Genomic DNA, 19474 nt, shown 5'->3' with positions numbered 1-19474 from the left:
TGCCGTCGGGAGTTCACCAGCTCGTATTGCTAACGGACAATTACCAAAAAAGACTGAATCCAATCTTTACGGGCTCGCTTTAGGTGCGAGCCGGGCCGGCATGATGGCCATCGAGGCAGCATGCCGGCCTAACCGATCACTCAGGCAAAGGCATAAGAGCCGTCAGGACGTTTCGGAACACGGCGCTGCCAATGGATATAACCTTCCTCTTCCATCGCCTTTTCGTCCATCTCGACGCCCCAGCCAGGCCTGTCGGGCCTAAGCTCCAGATAGCCGTCCTTCGGCAAATATGGGTCGACGACATAACGCGTCTCGCCCTGCCGCTTTTCGATATCTTTGCCGCCATAGACATAGGCCTGGCCCTTGGGCAGACGATATTCGAGAATGCGGAAGTTCTGTGTGGCCGCCGAAAAGTGAACGTTGACGGCGGTTGCCAGCGGGCCCATCGGATTGTGCGGCGCCACGCCGACGAAATAGGCTTCGGCAAGGGTCGCAATACGCCGCATCTCGCTGATGCCACCGACGACGCAGATGTCGGGCTGGATCAGATCGGCACCCTTGACCTGAAGCAAGCGTAGGAATTCGTTGCGATTGTAGAGCGACTCCCCGGTTGCCAGAACGCAGTTCAGCCCCTGCTTGAGGTCGCCCCACATGTCGATATTTTCGGGACGCAGCGGCTCTTCATAAAACAGCGGATCGTAGGGTGCGAGCGCATTGCCGAGCTGCCTTGCGGCAACCGGCTCGAAAATCTGCGCATGCGCGTCGAAGGCGATCTCGTAATCGTCGCGCACGGTCTCGCGCAGCGAGCGGAAATAGTCCGCCGACGCTTTGACGACATTGCCCCAGCGATGGGCGTGAATGTCGACGCGCCAGGGGCTGAGCTTGAAGGCGGTGAAACCCCATTCGGCATTGAGTCGGTCAAATTCGTCGCGGGCGGCCGGTGCATCCGGCGCGGTATAGACACCGGCATAAACCTTGACGCGGTCGCGCACGGCGCCGCCGAGCAGCTTATAGACCGGAACATTCGCGGCCTTGGCGGAGAGGTCCCACAGGCAATGGTCGAGCGCTGAGATGGCTGAAAGCCCGAGCGCGCCGGGCGGGAAGCGGCTTTGCTGGATCAGCAAGTTGACCAGATAGTCGATGCGGGTCGGGTCCTGGCCGGACAGAAAACCGTAGAGATAATCGAGAATGGGCGGCAGCGCCTTGTCGGGGCCGTGATTGTAGCATTCGCCCCAGCCCGTCAGGCCGTCATCCGTGTCGAGTGCGACGATAACGCGGGGGCGGTCCTTGTCCCGGGTCATGAAAACCCGCATGCGGTCGATCTTCATCTGTCTGTCCTTCTATCGATTGCAACAGTCATGGTGCGGAAGGGAGCTCCGCACATGAGGGGGTATCGGCGCGATCGTCATCACGCCGCGCTGCCGTTTTTCAGCACGTCCGGTTCGACGTAGCGGAAACGCCGCGAATGATCCCGATCACGCGGATCTGGGCGGGGAATGGCGGAGATGAGTGCTTGCGTATAGGCGTGCTCGGGTGTGTTGCAGACCTTGTCCGCATCGCCGACTTCGACAAGCCGGCCTTTATACATCACACCGACACGATCGCACATATAACGAATGACGCCGATGTCGTGGCTGATGAAGATATAGGCAAGGCCAAGCTTGTCCTGCAGCCGCATCAACAGGTCGAGCACCTGGGAACGGACCGATACGTCGAGCGCCGATGTCGCCTCGTCGGCGACGATGATGCGCGGGTTGAGGGTGATGGCGCGGGCAATGCCGATACGCTGGCGTTGGCCGCCGGAAAAAGCATGCGGATATCGTTCGCGCGTCTTCGGATCGAGGCCCACCTGTTCCATCAGGTCGCAAACACGCTCATCCAGCGCCCGGCCTTTTGCGATGCCGTTGACCAGAAGCGGCTCGCCAATGATCTGCGAGACGGTCATGCGCGGGTTGAGGGAGCCGAAGGGATCCTGGAAGACCATGCGCAATTCGCGTCGTGCGGCCGCGAGACTCTCTCCCTTCGCGGTCGCCAGATCGACGATGCCGCCATCGGCGCGGCGATAGAGGATCTCGCCGGCAGTTGGGTCGAGGAGGCGCATGATCGAGCGACCCATGGTGGTCTTGCCGGATCCGCTCTCGCCGACTATGCCGAGCGTTTCGCCCGGAAGCAGCGATATCGAGATATCATCGAGCGCTCTCACTTCGCCGAAGGCCATCGAGACATTGCGCAGCTCGAGAATAGGCGCTGCCGTCCTGTCGAGCGGCGGGCGCGCCAGCCTGATCTCGGCCTTCTCCTCGAGCTTCAGGACGGAGCCGATCAGCATGCGCGTATAGTCGTCCTTCGGCGCGTGAAAGATCTGCTCGACCGGCGCATATTCCTTGGCGACGCCATTGTGCATGACGAGCACATCATCGGCGATCTGTGCCACGACGCCCATGTCATGGGTGATGAACAGTACCGCCATGCCATAGGCCTTTTGCAGCCGGGCAATCAGGTCGAGGATTTCGGCCTGCGTGGTCACATCGAGCGCCGTGGTCGGTTCGTCGGCGATCAGAAGCTGCGGCTTGCAGGCGAGCGCCATGGCGATCATGGCGCGCTGGCGCATCCCGCCCGAATATTGAAATGTGTATCGGTCCACCGCTTTGTCCGGCGATGGGATCTCCACCTGTTTGAGTAGGGATATAGCCTCAGCGCGAGCTTCCGCCTTGCTCATTTTGGTGTGAAGGCGAAGCGCCTCGATGATCTGGTCGCCAACCGTGTGCACCGGCGAGAGCGAGGCCATCGGCTCCTGGAAGATCATGGCGATGTCGCGGCCGCGTATGGCGCGGATCTGGCGGCCGCGCGGATTGAGGCTGACGATATCGATAGAGCTTCCGTCCGAGCCGTTCAGGATGATCGAGCCGCTGGCGATACGGCCGGGCGCATCGACAATCTGCAGGATCGAGCGTGCCGTCACCGACTTGCCGGATCCGCTCTCGCCGACGACGCAGAGTGTCTTTCCCGGCTCGATCGAAAAGGAGAGGTTGTCGACCGCGCGGAAATTGCCGGTGCGCAAGGGAAAGTCGACGCTCAGGCTCTTCACCTGCAGAAGCGGCCTGACGCCCGTCATGGAAACGATATCGGTCATGCCGGCCTCATTTGTTATAGGGGTCGGCTGCATCGCGCAGGCCATCGCCGAGAAGGTTGAGCGCCATGACGGCGATGACGACGGCAAGGCCCGGCATGAAGAGCCATGGCGCCGTGGCGATCGAACGGATGTTCTGGGCCTCGCGCAGAAGCACGCCCCATGAGATGGTCGGTGGTTGCAGGCCAAGCCCGAGGAAAGACAGCGATGTCTCCGCAAGGATCATCGCCGGCACGGCGAGCGTGATCGACGCGATGATATGGCTGGCAAAGCTCGGCAGCATGTGACGAAAGATGATCCGACTCTCGCGGGCGCCGTCGAGCCTTGCCGCGGCCACGAATTCTTCCGTACGCAGAGATAGGAAGCGGCCCCGGACGACGCGGGCGAGCTGCGCCCAGCCGGTCAGCGATAGGATGATGGTGATCATCATATATTGCAGTGCTGCCGGCCAGCCCTGCGGCAGTGCCGCGGCCATGGCAAGCCAGATCGGGATGGTCGGCAGCGACAGCACGAAATCGATCAGCCGCTGGATGAAGAAATCGAGCCGGCCGCCGTAATAGCCGGAGACGCCGCCGAGCACGATGCCAAGCAGCAGCGAGAAGAAGACGCCGACAAGGCCGATCGACAGCGAGATCTGCGAACCCTGTACTGTCCGGCTGAAGACATCGCGGCCAAGCCGGTCGGCGCCGAAGAGCAGGAGAGGGGTAGTTTTGTCGGATGAGGCAAGCAGATGGATGTTGGAGTTGAAAAGACCCAGCACCGAATATTCGTAGCCACGCCCGAACAGGCTGACATCGACCCGCTTCGTCCTGTCTTCCTTGAAGATGGCTGCCAGGGTTTCCGGGTCGCGGGTGAGCTTCAGCGGATAATAGTGCAGGCCGAGGGAGAACCCGTTGTCGGTATCGATGAAATGCAATTGCTGCGGGGGATGAAAGGTCGCCCGCGCGTTTTGCAGAGTGGGGTCGTTGATGGCGAAAAAGCCCGGGATGATGGCGACGATGTACATGATCACGGTGACGACGAGGGCCACCATGGCAAGCTTGTGCCTGCGGAAGGCCCACCAGATCAGCTGCCATTGCGAGGCGACGGCGGCGCGGTCCGGCGGAATATTTGTGACGGCAATGTCGGCCATGAGCGGCTCCTATTCCAACCGGATGCGGGGATCGACCAGCGCGAGCAGGATGTCGCTGATCAGCGAGCCGATCAGCGTCAGTGCGCAGATCAACAGCACGAAGGCGCCGGCGAGATACATGTCCTGCGCCATCAGCGACTGCAGCAGCAGCGGTCCCGCCGTTGGCAGATTGAGGACGATCGCGACCACGACGGAGCCGGAAATCAGGTTGGGCAGCAGCCAGGCGATCGTCGAGATGAAGGGATTGAGCGCGATCCGCAGAGGATACTTCACCAGCAGCCGGAACTCGGAAAGTCCCTTCGCTCGCGCGGTCGTCACATAGGGTTTAGGCAGCTCATCGAGCATGTTGGCGCGCATGACGCGGATGAGGCTTGCCGTCGAGGAGACGGCAAGGATGATGACGGGCAGCCATAGATGCGTGAGAAGGTCGAGCATCTTGGCGATGCTCCAGGGCGCGGTCTCGTATTCGGAGGAAAACAGCCCGCCAACATCCTGGCCGAACTCAACGGCTGCGACATACATCAGCACCAGCGCCAGCAGGAAGGACGGAATGGCAAGGCCGAGGAAGGTGAAGGCGGTAAAGAGATAGTCGCCGATCGAATATTTCTTGACAGCGGAATAGACGCCGATCGGCAGCGCGATACCCCAGGTCGCGATCAATGTCGCCAGCGCCAAAACTAAGGTCAGCGCCATGCGCTCCCAGATGAGGCCCGAGACCGGCTGCTGCCATTCGAAAGAGATGCCGAAATCGCCGCGCGACAGGATGCCCCATATCCATTTGATATATTGCACGATCATCGGCTGATCGAGGCCGAAGCGCTCGCGCAATTGTGCCGCTGTGTTCTGATCGACGACCTCGTTCGAGGAGGCGAGCGTGGCGATATAGGTCGTCACGTAGTCGCCCGGCGGCAGCTGGATCAGCACGAAGGCGAGGAAGCTGATCGCGAAAAGCGATGGGATCATCCACAGAAGGCGTTTGGTGATGAAGACCAGCATGAAGCGTCCCTATCCCTGCATGGAACGCCGCTTTTCGAAACCGGCAGGCCCAGGAAGGCCCATCATTGGTGTCGAGCGGCGCGCTTGAAAATGGCGCCGCCCGCGAGGGGCGGCGCTGAGTCGGCAAAATCAGCTTGTGAAGGTAAACTGCTGCGGCAGCGCCGGTCCCGGATTGGGCCATGACCAGCTGTCGGGCTGCTTCTCCGGCACATTGCGCAGATTGTTGCGGATGATGCCGAAGCCGCCGACGGCAAGGCACAGGCCGACGGTCTCGAATTCCTCCGCGGCGATATCGAAGATCTGCTTCATGGCCGCACCGCGCTTGTCGAGGTCGGCGGTTGAGCGCGCTTCGTCGAAGAGCTTCATGCGCTTCTTCTGGCTCTCCGGCGGCTCCTCGCCCTGCTTGCCGTTCGAGGTGTACCAGACCGACCATGGAATGGCGTAGCGTGAACCTTGCGGATGGAAGGCGAAGAAGTCGCGCGGGTCGAGCATCGGATCAAGGCCGCCAGGCCCCGGCCACACCTGCGCATCATGGGCATTGTCGTCGCCGCGCGTATAGTAGAGCGCGCGCTCGATCGTGTTGACCTTCATGTCAATGCCGATCTGCGCCCAATGCGCCTTCACCAGTTCCAGCGCGTCGACGAGATCTGGATAGAGCGTCGGGATGACGTCAATGGCAAAGAAGATCTTCTGGCCGTCCGGCCTCAGTCGGAAACCGTTGCCGTCCTTCTTGTCGTAGCCTGCCTTGTCCAGCATCGCGCCCGCCTTGTCGGCATCATAGTCGGTGAACTGGCGCGCGAGTTTTTCGTGATACCAGGGGTGTTCGGGACGCGGCCCGGCCTGATAGCCCTCGCTCTGGCCGAAATAGACGATGTCGATCACTTCCTGGCGGTTGATGCCGAGCGACAGCGCCTGCCGGAACGACTTGTCAGCGAACATCTTGCGCATGGTCGGGTCTTTGTGGGTGATGTTGAAGTAGATCTGGCACTGCTGCGAAGTGGAGGGTACGAGCGTCAAAAGGCGGTAATCGCCCTTCTTCATGTTTTGCGAGAGCGTCGGCTTGTTGGCGAGCACGCTGATATGGCGTTCCTGAATATCGATCTTTCCCGAGATGACGTTCAGCATCAGGGATTCGACATCCTGCGAAATGCCGAAGTTGATTTCGTCGATATAGGGCAGCTGGTTACCTTCGGTATCGACCTGCCAGAAATAGGGGTTTCGGGTCATGACGACGCGCGTCGCGCCGCCGGTATAGGGCTCCTTCACGACCCAGGGGTCGAGCGTCGGTTTGTCGACATTGCCCCATCGTGACGGGATCTCGATATCGCCGCAGCGCGCCCGGAATAGCTCAGGCCAGCTGCTGACGCCCGCCTTCTTGGCGTCGTCGGCGACGTTCGGATTGTATTTCGGCAGGAACTGGCTGCAGTAATGTTTCGGAAACAGCGTCGGATGCTGGCCGAGCGGCGTCGCGAGGTTTTCCAGATAGAGCGCATTTGGTGCCGCGAAGGTGAATTTCACCGTGAAGTCGTCGAGCTTCTCGACATTGACCACCTTGCCCGCGACGGACAACTGCGCAGGTGCTGCGCTGTAGAGGTCGGTATTCTTAACGCAGTCTTCGATCGCGAAAACGACGTCATCGGCGGTAAAGGGATGGCCGTCCGACCAGCGTGCGCCTTCGATCAGGTGGAAGGTGAATTGCGAGGCGTCGTCATTGACCTCCCAGCGCTCAGCGAGATTGGGCAGGACCTGCGTGAATTCCATGTTCCAGCGCACGAGGCTCTGATTGCCCACCATGCGCAGGATGCCGTTATGGTCCGACGAGCCTCTGAGGCCGCGCCGAAGGGTTCCGCCATAGGTGCCGACCTTTTCGAAAGGTGTCACGACCATCGGCTTTTTCGGCAGCCGGTCGGCGAGCGGCGGCAGCTTTCCGCCCTTGACGAGCTCGGCCAATGCGGGGGCTTCGCCGCCTGCGGCGGCGGCTCGACCGGCAAGGGACAAGGCCGCAACGCCTGCCATGCCCCCAAGAACGGCGCGACGTGTCACGCCGCGAGACAGTATTTCATCGCGCATCCATATCCCTCCCGTTTGATGCCGGCACGACTTTGTCTGAGCCGGCGCGACAGGCTCCCGACCCATCGCAAGGCGTCCTTTTGGCGCCGCGAGCAGACCATAGATACGTTCTCAGATAATTACAAGAGTTGACAGATATTAACAGATTTAGTAGCCCTGCCGCCTAGAAAATGGGTTGAACCTTGTCGCCGGGCGGCAAAACAAAGGATGATGATGACATTGTCGGCCGTCACTGCACCGGACGGGGGCGCAACGCGCTTCGGCGACATCATCTACGAGAAGATCGTGGGCATGATCGCGGACGGAAACTTCCCGGTGAACGAAAGATTGCCGTCGGAGGAAAAGCTTGCCGTCATGTTCGGGGCGTCGAGGCCGGTCATCCGCGAAGCGCTGGAGCGCCTGAGGGGTGACGGCCTGATCGTCTCGCGCAAGGGGTCCGGCTCCTATGTGCGGCAACGACCGGATTCGTCCGTGCTGAAGATGGTGCCGGTCGGCTCCCTGGCCGATGTGCAGCGGTTTTTCGAGTTTCGCGCCGGCCTCGAGGCGGAAGCGGCCGAGCTTGCCGCACGCAACTGGCAGCCGGCGGACAAGGAACGAATTTCAGCCGCTCTTCTCAACATCGAGCAGTGCCTGAGCGACGGCAAGCTCGGCGCCGAAGAGGATCAGGCGCTGCACGATGCGATTGCCATGGCGACCGGAAACCAGTTTCACATCACGCTGCGCGAATGGTTCAAGCCGCATTTCGCCATCGGGCATTCCGTCACGCGAAGCCTGAGCCTCAAGCGCACGCCCGAGCAGATACGCACCGTCCAGGACGAGCACGCGGTGATCGTCAAGGCGATCTTCGAACGGCAGGAGACCGAGGCGCATGACGCGATGAAGCGGCACATATTGAACGCTCGCGCCCGCATGTTCCAGGGGGTCTGAGCAGCAGTGGGAGGAAGGGATGATGCGGCGACCGGCTGTGACCGATGCCACCGCCCTTCCATTTCGATCATCGGTGGAGAGCTAGCAAGGGGAAGAAGATGAGTATCGCAACCATACGCCAGGCGCTGAAAGGTGTGTCCGGTGTTCCCGTGACGGCCTATGACGATAGGGGCGAGGTCGAACCCCGGATCACGGCGAAGGTCTATCATCGGGTCGCCGCTGCCGGCATCCACAATATCGTCGCGGCGGGAAATACCGGCGAGTTCTACGCCCTGACACCTGAGGAAATCCGTCATGTCCACGAGGCAGCGGTTGCAGGCGTCGACGGCAAGGCACCGGTGACAGCGGCGATCGGCAGATCTCTGCGCGAGGCGATCGCAATGGCAAAGAATGCCGCTGTGATCGGTGCATCCGCGGTCATGTCGCATCAGCCTGTCGATCCCTTTGCCGCACCCGCAGCCCAGATCGACTATTTCTGCGATCTTGCGGAAGCGTCGCCCTTGCCGCTGGTCGCCTATGTGCGCGCCGACGGCTTCAGCGTCGACGACATGGTGCGCCTTGCCGGCCACGCCAACATTGCCGGCATCAAGTTCGCGACGACGGATTTGATGCTGCTCTCCAGGGCGATCGCAGCCTCGGACCCGGCGGGCGCATTGTTCGTCTGCGGTCTTGCCGAGAGCTGGGCACCGACCTTCACCGCCGCCGGTGCGCGCGGCTTTACCTCCGGTCTGGTCAATGTCGCGCCGCAATTGTCGCTCGCCGTCCTCGATGCGCTGGACAAGGGCGATTTCGCCGCGGCGCGTGCGATCGTCAACAAGCTCGAGCCGTTCGAACGCATGCGTACGAAATTCCGCAACGGCGCCAACGTCACGGTGGTGAAGGAGGCGGTGACCTATTCGGGTCTCAATGTCGGCCCCGTGCGTGTGCCGGGATTGCCGCAGCTCGATCAGAAGGATCGGGAGGAGCTGCATCGCCTGCTGAAGGACTGGGAGGGGTAAGCGCACCGAGCCTGTGCGCTGCTACAGACTGCAAAAGGCGTGGGCGCTGCCCGCGCAAAAAGATTGGGAGGTCTTGAAATGTTGAAGAGCTTGCTGACATCGGTGGCAATCGCCGCTGCCTTGATTGCCGCGCAGCCATCCTTAGCCGCATCGCCGCCGAACATGCTGGTGATCGGCACCAATCTGACCGGCATCCGCACACTCGACCCGGCGCAGAACAATGCACGCACGGTGTCCGAGCTGATCTCCAATCTCTACGACAATCTGGTGCAGCTCTCCCCGGACGACCTCCAGACGCTGAAGCCGATGCTTGCAACGAAGTGGAGCGTTTCGCCGGACGGCAAGATCATCACGCTCACTTTGCGTGACGATGCGACCTTCCAGAGCGGCAATCCCGTGACGGCGGAGGACGCTGCCTGGTCCATTCAGCGCGTCATCAAGATGGGGCAGGTCGGCTCGACCGATATCGCGCCCTGGGGCTTCACCGCCGAGAACGTCGACAAGCTGATCCGGGCCAAGGACGAGCATACGCTGGAGGTCGAGCTGCCGCAGGCCGTCAATACCGATCTCGTGCTCTATTCTCTCGCCGGCTCGTCGATCGGCATCATCGACAAGAAGACGGCCCTGTCGCATGAGGCCAACGGCGATTTCGGCGGTACATGGCTTTCCGCCAATTCGGCAGGCAGCGGGCCGTTCACGTTGGCGCAGTGGCGGCCGAACGATGTCGCGATCTTCAATGCCCGCAAGAACTATTGGGGCGGCGCTCCGGCCATGACGCGCGTCGTTGCCCGCCATATCCCGGAATCGGGCAATCTGCGTCTGCAGCTGGAGGCCGGCGACGTCGATATCGGGCAATATGTTTCAAGCGGCGATCTCGATGCGCTCTCCACCAACAAGGCCATGGTGATCGACAATGTTCCAGGTCTTGGCTTCTACTATATCGCGCTCAACCAGAAGGATCCGGATCTGCAGAAGCCCAAGGTTCGCGAGGCGTTCCAGCATGCCTTCGACTGGAAGGCGATTTCCGACAACATCATGCGCTACACCGGCTTTCCCTGGCAATCGATGATCCCGCGCGGGATGATAGGCGCACCGGAAAATGCAACATCGCGCTATGACTACGATCCGGCCAAGGCCAAGCAATTGCTGGCAGAGGCAGGCTATCCGAACGGCCTGAAGAAGGTGCTCAATCCATCGGCGGCGGCAACCTTGCCCTTTACCGAGGCGCTGCAGGCAAGTGCCCGTGTTGCCGGTATCGATCTCGATCTAGTGCCGGGCGAATTCATCCCGGCGTTTCGCGAGCGCAAATACCAGGTACTCCTCGGCAATTCCGGTGCCCGGCTTCCCGATCCCTTCGCCGTCGCCACGCAATATGCCTACAATCCCGACAATAGCGACGAGGCGCGTCTCGGCAGCTATTATCTCTGGCGGGCCGGCATGAAGGTGGACGAGCTCAACACGCTGGTCGACCAATCGATGAAGGAGCGCGATACCGCCAAGCGCACCGACCTCTTCAAGAAGATGGACGGCATCTATGGCGGCATGGACTCGCCGCTGATCATCTTCTTCCAGCGCACCGATCCCTATGTCATGCGCGCCAACGTCAAGGGCTATCACGGGCATACGACCTGGTCGACGCGCTGGCACGACGTGACGAAGGAGTAATCGCCTGTGACGAGTGCCGAGTTGACACCGAAACGCGATACCCACGGCAGTGTGGATCGGGATGCGTTCGCGGATACGCCGCCGCATCCGCTCGTCGCCCTCCTGCGGCGATTGGCGGGCAGCGTCGTGGCGATCGTCACCACGCTGCTCGGGCTACTATTTCTTACCTTTTCGATGGGGCGACTACTTCCAGCCGATCCGGTGCTTGCCATTACTGGGTCAGAGGTGAGCAAGGCGGTCTATGATCGCGTCTATAACGAGCTTGGGCTCGGCCAGCCGATCTGGATGCAGTTCCTCACCTATGTTGGGAAGATCGCGACCGGCGATCTCGGCACCTCGGCCACGACCGGCCAGCCGATCCTGACCGATCTCCTGAGCATTTTCCCGGCGACCATCGAGCTTGCCATCATCGCCATGATCATCGGCATCGTCGTCGGCGTCCCGCTCGGCATCACCGCAGCCGTCCGGCGCGGCACGATCCTCGATCACATCGCGCGCATCGTCGCCCTTGCCGGCCATTCCATTCCGATCTTCTGGATGGGGCTGATGGCGCTCTTCGTCTTCTACGCCAAGCTCCAGCTCGTTGGTGCGTCGGGTCGCGTCGACGTTCTGTATGAGGGGCTCGTGACGCCAGTCACCGGCTTTCTGCTGATCGATTCCGCTATGGAAGGCCAGTGGGACGTGTTTCAAAGCGCGCTCAATCACATCATCCTGCCGGGCGCGATCCTCGGTTATTATTCCGTGGCCTATATCTGCCGCATGTCGCGCAGCTTCATGCTGGAGCAGCTCGGCCAGGAATATATCGTGACGGCAAGGGCAAAGGGGCTTGGACGGCGCAAGGTCGTCTGGCGCCATGCCTTCCGGAATATCCGCGTCCAATTGCTGACAATCATGGCGCTGACCTTCGGCGGCCTGCTGGAAGGCGCGGTGCTGATCGAGACGGTTTTCGGCCGGCCTGGGCTCGGCCAATATCTGACGCGAGGACTGCAGATGAACGACATGAATGTCGTCATGGGCGCCGTGCTGACGATCGGCGCCGTCTTCCTCACCATCAATATCATCTCGGATGTGCTTTATCGCATTCTTGATCCAAGGACACGGTGACGCCGATGACGATCTCCGCCGAACACACAGATCGCGCCAGCGGCAACAGCTTTCGCAAATGGCTGCTCGCGCCCGAGCCCCAGGGATGGTTCCAGTCCTCCGTGCAGCAATTCCATCAGGGCTGGCTGAAGTTCCGCCTGCATCCGCTCGGCCTTATCGGCCTTGCCATCATCGTCCTGCTGATCCTCGTTGCCATCGCCGCGCCCTTGCTGACGCGGTATGATCCGATCGTGCAGGACATGGCGGGGCGGCTCGCGCCGCCATCGACGCAGCATTGGCTCGGTACTGACAATTTCGGCCGCGATGTCTTTGCCCGCATCGTCTATGGCGGGCGCACGACGCTCTATATCATCATGCTCGTCTCGGTCATCGTCGCACCCTTGGGCCTGCTGATCGGCACCTGCTCCGGCTATTTCGGGGGGATTGTCGATGAGATCCTGATGCGGATCACCGACATCTTCCTGTCTTTTCCAGGCCTGGTGCTGGCGCTGGGCTTTGCGGCGGCACTCGGCCCCGGCATCACCAATGCGATCATCGCGATCTCGCTGACGGCCTGGCCGCCGATTGCCCGGCTCGCGCGCGCCGAAACGCTCAGCCTGCGCAAGGCGGATTTCATCGCCGCCGTGCGTCTGCAAGGCGCGACGCCCTTGGCGATCATCACTCGCCACATTCTGCCGATGTGCATCCCCTCGGTGATCGTACGCGTGACGCTCAACATGGCCGGCATCATCATCACCGCCGCCGGCCTCGGCTTTCTCGGCCTCGGCGCACAGCCGCCCTGGCCGGAATGGGGGTCGATGGCGGCCACAGGCCGCGAATTCATGCTCGACAGCCCCTGGGTCATCGCCGCCCCCGGCATTGCCATCGCGCTGGTAAGCCTTGCCTTCAACCTCGTCGGCGATGCGCTGCGCGATGTCCTTGATCCAAGAGGTGCGGAATGAGCTCTCCCCTCATCGATATCCACAATCTTGAGATAGCCTTCGGCGGCGGCTCCGTGCGGGCCGTGCGCGGCGTCAGCTTTTCGCTGGGGCAGGAAAAACTCGGGATTGTCGGCGAATCCGGCTCGGGCAAGTCGACGGTCGGTCGCGCCATCATGCGGCTGCTGCCGCCGACGGCAATGGTCAGCGCCGAACGGATGAGTTTTCGGGACGTGGATCTGCTGAAAGTGGATGAGCGCAAGATGATGACGATCCGTGGGCGGCGGATCGGGCTCATCCTGCAGGATCCGAAATATTCGCTCAATCCGGTCATGCGGATCGGAGAGCAGATCACTGAAACCTATCGCCTGCATTATCCCAAGGCGAGCGCGAAACAGGCCTACGGCCAAACGTTCGCGATGCTCGACGCCGTCAAGATCCGCGATGTCGAACGGGTGGCCCGCCTCTATCCACACGAGATATCGGGCGGTATGGGCCAGCGTGTGATGATCGCCATGATGCTGATTGCCGAGCCCGAGGTTCTGATCGCCGACGAGCCTACATCGGCCCTTGATGTCACGGTGCGGCTCGAAATCCTCGCCCTGCTGGATGAGCTTGTCGCCCGGCGCAATCTCGGCCTGATCTTCATCAGTCACGACCTGAACCTTGTGCGGAATTTCTGCGACCGCGTGCTGATCATGTATGCCGGACGGGTCGTCGAGGTCCTTGAGGCGCGAGACCTCGACAAGGCCAGGCACCCCTATACGCAAGGCCTGCTCGCGTCGCTGCCGTCGATCGACGATCCACCGACCCGCCTGCCGATCTTGAAACGCGATCCGTCCTGGCTCGACAGCAAGATCCTGGAGAGAACGCGATGATCGAAATCGACAATCTTACCATCCGTTTCGCCGCCGGCCAGAGGCCGGTCGTGAGCAACGTCAGCTTCGGCGTCCAGAAGGGCACGGCCTTTGGCCTGGTCGGTGAATCCGGCTGTGGAAAATCCACGGTTTTGCGTGCCATATCCGGTCTCAATCCGAATTACCAAGGCAGCATCGAGCTGGACGGCGACATTCTGGACCGGCGGCGCGACCGGCCGTTCTTCCGCCGGGTGCAGATGGTGTTTCAGGACCCCTACGGATCGCTCCACCCCCGCAAGACCATCCGCTCGCAGCTCAAGGAGCCGCTCCGTAACCAGGGGATTGCCACCGGCTCGATGGATGTCGATGCCCTGCTGCGCTCCGTCGGCCTCGATCCGTCGCTAAGCTACCGGTTCCCGCATCAGCTTTCCGGCGGCCAACGTCAGCGCGTCGCCATCGCCCGCGCCCTGGTTCTGAACCCCGCCGTCCTGCTGCTCGACGAACCCACGTCCGCGCTCGACGTCTCGGTCCAGGCCGAAATCCTCAACCTGTTGGACGACCTGCGCCGTGAGCGCGGCCTGACCTATCTGCTCGTCAGCCACGATCTCGCTGTCGTCTCCCATATGTGCAGCCGCGTCGCCATCATGGAGGCGGGGGAGATCGTCGAAGAGGTCGATATCGAAAGGTTGCGAAAGGGAGAGGTCGAGCATCCCTACTCGCAGCGCCTGCTACGCGCGAGCAGGATGTATGGCAAGCAGCGGGAGGTTCTTGCTTGATGATAGGCGAGGCCGTTTGGGCCTCGTCGATACTCTTCCCACGGCTTGCTGTTTGATCAAGAGAGACCCGTATCGGTCCTGATCTCCGGCCAGAGCGGCTCAGTCGCCGCCAACAAGGCCGGCGTTCCAGCTGCGATCCATGGGACGCGGCTTGCGAGATCCTCACCGATCCGCACCTCGAGCCCAGCTTCGCGGGCAAGCACGGCACCGCCGGCGATGTCCCACATCGTCGTCACCTTCTGCAAATGCCCGTCGAAAATACCGCGTGCGGCAAAGACGAGGGAGACGGAGGTCGAGTGGAAGGCTTCGACGACCCAACCGGCGCGCCTCAACCCGATTTGAAGCTTGGCGGCATCGTCGAGATCGTCGGCCAGGCTGTCGCCAAGCGACATGATGCGGACGTCCTGCGAAGGAATGGTGCGTGCAAGCGGCCTGCCATTCATCAACAAGCCAGTGCCATCGGCCGCCGCGTAAATCTCGCCCATGACCGGCATGGCGACGACACCGAGTTCGGGGCGGTCGTCGCGCACGAAGCCGAGCGATATCCCCCAGAGCGGCGAACCACGAAGGAAGTTCGATGTGCCGTCGATCGGGTCGATAATCCAGTACGCGCCTTCGGATTGTCCGCCGAACTCTTCGCCAATGATTGATTCGCCGGGAAAGGCGGCGGCAAGTCGATCGCGGATGAGGTTTTCGACGGTCGTGTCGGCTTCGGAAACGAAGTCCTGCACGCCCTTGGCACGGGTGGCGACCGTCTGATGCGCAGCAAAGAAATGCAGCGCCTTGTCGGCCGCTTCCTCGATAATGGCGCTCGCCTGTGAGAGACGCTCGTGGGCGACGGCCATCATGCGATCCTCTTGGTCTCATGGCCGGCGAGCCATTGCTTGAATGGCGCAATCGTGTCGGTCTGGACGGCGCCGACGCCTACCTCGGCCAAGGTGCCCCATACACTTTCGGGATCGCCGAGCGCCCGGCTGTCGTTGAAATCGAGATTATGGGAGACATCGAGCGTATTGATCCAGAGGCGGATATTCTGGCGTTCCAGTTCTTCGCGTCCGGCGGCGAGATCGGCGATGTCGGAAAACTTGACCTCCACCATCGGCGCCCGCAGCGGCTCGATCAGCTTCAGGTCTTCGGCGAATTGTCCGGGCCTGACGCGAAACATCGGCATATGCGGGATGGAGCCGAACCAGTCCGCATCGATCACCGGGAAATGGCCGGATGCCGGTTCGATATCGGTCTTGATGATGATCTGGTCCTGCATATCGAGGCGCTTGATCGTGGCGATCACCAGCGGCAAGTCACGCGAATATTTCGTGTCGATATTGACGAAGATCCGCCCGCGCGCCTCCTCCAGCGCTTCCTCCAGCGTCGGAATGCGCTCGTCGGTGACGGACGCTGTCTCTCCGCCGCCACCTGAGCGAAGACGGGCATTGCGGATTGTCGTAAGATCGCTGGCGCTGACAACGCCGGTGCCGGTCGATGTCCGGTCAAGCGTCGCATCATGGATCACGACAAGCTTTCCATCGGACGTCGCCTGCGTGTCGATTTCGACGATCTCAACATTGAGTGCTGCCGCGTCGCGGATCGACGCCAGCGAGTTTTCCGGCGCTGCCGTCCACAGGCCGCGATGCGCGATGGTGAGAATATCCGGGTTGCTGCGCGAAACGAGCGAGAAAATGTCTGCGAAACGGGAGGCAGCGGTCTGGCTGGGCATGGGGAGAACTTTCGGATGGTTGAGGTTTGGGAGGAGGATCAGATCTTGCCCATTCCGGCGGGAAATGTTGCTCTCATTTCTATTAATACACTTTAGGTGTAATATTTGTGACGGGTCCAATAAAAAAGCCCCTCTGGGCATTACAGGATGGATTGCGAGCCCTCGTCCGAGCGGCTAAGCCAGAGGTATGACACTGCAAGCTGCTTCCCCGACCAGGTTCGACATGTCGCCGCTTGCGAGCGACAACGAACGGATGATCCTCGATATCGTGCGCCGTCACGAGCCGATCGCGCGTTCGACGATCACGGCGCATACCAATCTGACCCAGCAGTCCGTGCACCGGCTTGTGGAAACCCTGATGGAGCGGGGCCTTCTTTGCGCGGGCGCGCCGCTCAAGGGTGCGCGTGGCCAGCCGAGTCCGACGATCGAACTGGTGAAGCAAGCGATCTATTCCGTCGGCATCTCGATCAACACCGATTCAGCGATCCTGTATCTGGCCGATTTCGGCTGCAACGTGGTTGCTGAGGAAACCCTGAGGATGGTGCCGAGCGATCGGCAGGCGACCATCGCCACGCTTCTGGAAACTCTTCAAACCATCCTGAAAAAGCACGGCATCGCGCGCGACCGCCTGGCGGGGCTCGGCTTTTCGATGTCGGGGTTTTTCGTTATGGACAATCGCGAATTCAATGCGCCAGAGCCTCTGCGGGACTGGTCGCTCATCGATCTGCGTCCGGGTCTTGAGCGCGCTTTCGAGCTTCCCGTATGGCTGGAGAATAACGCGACGACGGGTGCTATTGGCGAAAGCCTGCGCGGCGCCGGCCTCTGGTGTTCCACCTTCGCCTATCTTTCCTTCAATTACGGTTTCGGCGGCGGCCTCATCCTTGACGGCAAGCCCTTTCATGGCTTTCACGGCAATGCCGGCGAATTCAGCGGCATCTACAATCCGGATGAATCGCCAAAGCGGCCTGCTTTGCAATATCTGATCCGGATGCTGCAGGAGAACGGCATCGATATCCATTCGATCGATGAACTGCACCAGCGCTTCGATCCGTCCTGGCCCGGCGTGGGGGCGTGGCTGGAGCAGACTATGCCCCTGCTGGATCGGTTGGTCGCGAGCTTGATCGCCGTGCTTGATCCGCAGGCGATCGTGTTCGGGGGGCAATTGCCGCGGGAGCTTGGGCGGATGATGATCGGGCGCGTGCACATGCCATCTTCGCGCGCACATCGGTATGATGTCGGGCCGCGGGAGGCGAAGCTGGTGCTGAGTGAAACGAGAGGGGATGCCGCTGCGATCGGAGCTGCCCTGCTACCGTTGAAACTCCGTTACTTCCTCTAGCGGCTCAGTTACACGCCGCATTGACCTGTTTCAAGCGATCGAGCGACGTCTGATCCGGACGGGCGGGATGCGGCCGGAAAACGATGCCGGAAATTCGGCATCGATGGTTTCATCAGGCAGAAATATCTGCCCGACCGGCTTCGGCCGCCCAAGGAAAAAGCCCTGGGCTTCGTCACAGCCTTCGACTTTGAGGATTTCGAGCTGGTGGTTTGTCTCGACCCCTTCGGCAAGAACCGGGATTTCAAGGCTTCGGCCAAGCGTCAGCACGGCCCGCACGATGGCTTTTGCTTGTATGCTGCCTTCCACTTCGCTCATGAAGGAGCGGTCGAGCTTGATCTTGTCGAATGGGAACGAACGCAGCGTATCCAGCGACGAATAGCCTGTTCCGAAATCGTCTATCGCTATGGTTACGCCCAGCGCCTTGATCTGACGCAGCACATGCAGCGTGCGGGTCTTGTCGGCGATGATGGTGGACTCGGTGATTTCGAGCTCCAGCCGGCTTGGCGAGAGCCCTGTTTCGAGCAGGATTTCGTGCACAAGCCGGGCAAGGTCGGCATGGGCAAACTGGACAGGCGAGAGGTTGACGGCGATCTTGTAGCGCTTGTCCCATGAGGCAGCCTGTTTGCAAGCCGTCCGCAGCACCCATTCGCCGATCGCAAGGATAGTGCCGCTTTCCTCCGCGATAGGAATGAATTCCGCCGGGGGCACTTTGCCGCGTTCGGGATGGTTCCAGCGCGCCAGAACCTCATATCCGCAGACCTCGCCCGTGCGAACCGAGGTCTGCACCTGGTAGTGCAGTTCGAGCTGATCCAGTTCGACGGCGCGGCGCAGATCCTGGGCAAGTGTATGGCGTTCGCGGGCAGCTTCATCCATTTTGGATTCGTAAAAGCAGACGACGCGCCCGACATCGGCCTTGGCGCGGTACATCGCCAGATCGGCATTGCTGACAAGGCGCTCCTGATCCCGTCCATCGTCGGGATAGACGGCGACGCCGATGCTGGCGCCCGTCACCGTCTCGAAATCGTCGATCCGGATCGGTTCGAACATGGTCTTTTCCAGTCGCGCGACGAAGTCCAGCAGCTCGTTTTGCCCGTTGAACCGCTTGACGGCCGCAAACTCGTCGCCACCGACGCGGGCGACGAATTCGCCGTCCTTCACCAGACGTGCGAGCCGACGTCCGATCGCCTTCAGGGCCTGGTCGCCAGCCTTGTGTCCACGAAGATCGTTGATTTCCTTGAAGCGGTCGAGGTCGATGCCGATGACGGCGAGTTTCGCATTCTCGCGTTCCGCCTGTTCCATCTCTTGGTTGAGATGGTCGGCAAAGCTGCCACGGTTGGGTAGGCCGGTCAGCAGATCGTTGAGCGCCATGTGCTGGAGCTTCTGGATGGATTCCTGCGTGGCATGTTCGTCGATCATGTAGCTGGCGACGCCGGTGCCGACGATGAGCAGGCCGACGCCAGCGACGGCAATGGCCATTGCCTGCAATACATGCGGGTCGGTGCCCGCGGCACCCGTCGCCAAAGGAGTGAGCGATACGGCGGCCATCGCCGTGAAATGGAGCGTCACGACGGCAAGGACGAAGAGCGCAAGTGCGAGGAGAGGCGAATGGCGCCAGGGCCGACGGATGGCCTGGCTGAAGGCGAATGCCGCGATGACCATGGACAGCATGATCGAGCTGGCCACGTAATCCACGTTCCACTCGATGATGCCATCGACGTGATAGGCCATCATGCCGGTGTAATGCATGGCCGAGATCGCCAAACCAACGACCAAGCCGCCTGCTTCCGGCGCCAGTCTGAAACCGCGCAGCGAGGCGGTCGTAAAGCCGAAGGCGCAGCCTGTCACGGCTAAC

Annotated in this window: 16 protein-coding genes; 8 read left to right on the top strand and 8 right to left on the bottom strand. The window is 61.3% G+C overall.

The genetic code is table 11. The features are described from left to right. Positions 1–140: 140 nt before the first annotated feature. From PMI03_RS04710 to PMI03_RS04690, 5 genes are all read right to left on the bottom strand, one after another. Positions 141–1328 (bottom strand): galactarate dehydratase, encoded by a 1188-nt coding sequence (locus tag PMI03_RS04710; RefSeq protein WP_007690404.1) that lies wholly within the window; start codon positions 1326–1328, stop codon positions 141–143. Positions 1329–1408: 80 nt separating this feature from the next. Further along, on the bottom strand, positions 1409–3130 hold the full coding sequence (locus PMI03_RS04705; RefSeq protein ID WP_007690402.1) for an ABC transporter ATP-binding protein: 1722 nt from the start codon (positions 3128–3130) through the stop codon (positions 1409–1411). 7 nt (positions 3131–3137) lie between these two features. Then, positions 3138–4259, bottom strand: a complete 1122-nt coding sequence (locus PMI03_RS04700) for an ABC transporter permease (RefSeq protein ID WP_007690400.1) — start codon at positions 4257–4259, stop codon at positions 3138–3140. A 9-nt stretch (positions 4260–4268) separates the two neighbouring features. Beyond that, complete coding sequence (locus PMI03_RS04695) at positions 4269–5255, bottom strand: ABC transporter permease (protein WP_007690398.1); 987 nt, start codon at positions 5253–5255, stop codon at positions 4269–4271. Between the two features lie 129 nt (positions 5256–5384). Then, positions 5385–7325, bottom strand: coding sequence for an ABC transporter substrate-binding protein (locus PMI03_RS04690; RefSeq protein WP_007690395.1), 1941 nt, complete (start codon positions 7323–7325; stop codon positions 5385–5387). 213 nt (positions 7326–7538) lie between these two features. Here PMI03_RS04690 and PMI03_RS04685 point away from each other — a divergent pair, with 213 nt between their 5' ends. From PMI03_RS04685 to PMI03_RS04655, 7 genes are all read left to right on the top strand, one after another. Beyond that, positions 7539–8252: a FadR/GntR family transcriptional regulator gene (locus PMI03_RS04685; RefSeq protein ID WP_007690393.1), complete on the top strand. Its 714-nt coding sequence runs from the start codon at positions 7539–7541 to the stop codon at positions 8250–8252. Between the two features lie 98 nt (positions 8253–8350). Continuing rightward, positions 8351–9250 carry a dihydrodipicolinate synthase family protein gene (locus PMI03_RS04680; RefSeq protein WP_007690391.1) on the top strand — a complete coding sequence of 300 codons (900 nt, stop codon included), beginning with the start codon at positions 8351–8353 and terminating at the stop codon, positions 9248–9250. 78 nt (positions 9251–9328) lie between these two features. Then, a complete protein-coding gene (locus PMI03_RS04675) occupies positions 9329–10915 on the top strand; it encodes an ABC transporter substrate-binding protein (RefSeq protein ID WP_007690389.1) in 1587 nt (528 codons plus the stop codon). A gap of 6 nt (positions 10916–10921) precedes the next feature. Next, positions 10922–12019, top strand: coding sequence for an ABC transporter permease (locus PMI03_RS04670; RefSeq protein WP_007690387.1), 1098 nt, complete (start codon positions 10922–10924; stop codon positions 12017–12019). A 5-nt stretch (positions 12020–12024) separates the two neighbouring features. After that, positions 12025–12960, top strand: coding sequence for an ABC transporter permease (locus tag PMI03_RS04665; protein WP_007690385.1), 936 nt, complete (start codon positions 12025–12027; stop codon positions 12958–12960). After that, positions 12957–13814, top strand: coding sequence for an ABC transporter ATP-binding protein (locus tag PMI03_RS04660; RefSeq protein WP_007690384.1), 858 nt, complete (start codon positions 12957–12959; stop codon positions 13812–13814). The genes PMI03_RS04665 and PMI03_RS04660 overlap by 4 nt, the downstream gene beginning before the upstream one ends. Continuing rightward, complete coding sequence (locus PMI03_RS04655; RefSeq protein WP_007690383.1) at positions 13811–14569, top strand: ABC transporter ATP-binding protein; 759 nt, start codon at positions 13811–13813, stop codon at positions 14567–14569. Before PMI03_RS04660 ends, PMI03_RS04655 begins: the two co-directional genes overlap by 4 nt. 56 nt (positions 14570–14625) lie before the next feature. On the opposite strand, the gene PMI03_RS04650 is transcribed toward PMI03_RS04655, so the two are convergent. Next, the gene (locus tag PMI03_RS04650) at positions 14626–15414 is read right to left on the bottom strand and encodes an inositol monophosphatase family protein (RefSeq protein ID WP_039973625.1); all 789 of its coding nucleotides are present in this window, start codon (positions 15412–15414) and stop codon (positions 14626–14628) included. Continuing rightward, the gene (locus PMI03_RS04645) at positions 15414–16286 is read right to left on the bottom strand and encodes a glycerophosphodiester phosphodiesterase family protein (RefSeq protein ID WP_039973624.1); all 873 of its coding nucleotides are present in this window, start codon (positions 16284–16286) and stop codon (positions 15414–15416) included. Before PMI03_RS04645 ends, PMI03_RS04650 begins: the two co-directional genes overlap by 1 nt. A 187-nt stretch (positions 16287–16473) precedes the next feature. On the opposite strand from PMI03_RS04645, the gene PMI03_RS04640 reads away from it, so the two are divergent. Continuing rightward, a complete protein-coding gene (locus PMI03_RS04640; protein ID WP_039973623.1) occupies positions 16474–17622 on the top strand; it encodes an ROK family transcriptional regulator in 1149 nt (382 codons plus the stop codon). 30 nt (positions 17623–17652) lie between these two features. Here PMI03_RS04640 and PMI03_RS04635 read toward each other — a convergent pair. Beyond that, the coding region (locus PMI03_RS04635; protein WP_007690379.1) for a bifunctional diguanylate cyclase/phosphodiesterase at positions 17653–19474 on the bottom strand (1822 nt) is incomplete at its 5' end.

It is taken from the genome of Rhizobium sp. AP16, from assembly GCF_000281735.1.
GTDB classification, from domain to species: domain Bacteria; phylum Pseudomonadota; class Alphaproteobacteria; order Rhizobiales; family Rhizobiaceae; genus Rhizobium; species Rhizobium rhizogenes.
This window is presented reverse-complemented; position numbering and strand designations above follow the sequence as displayed.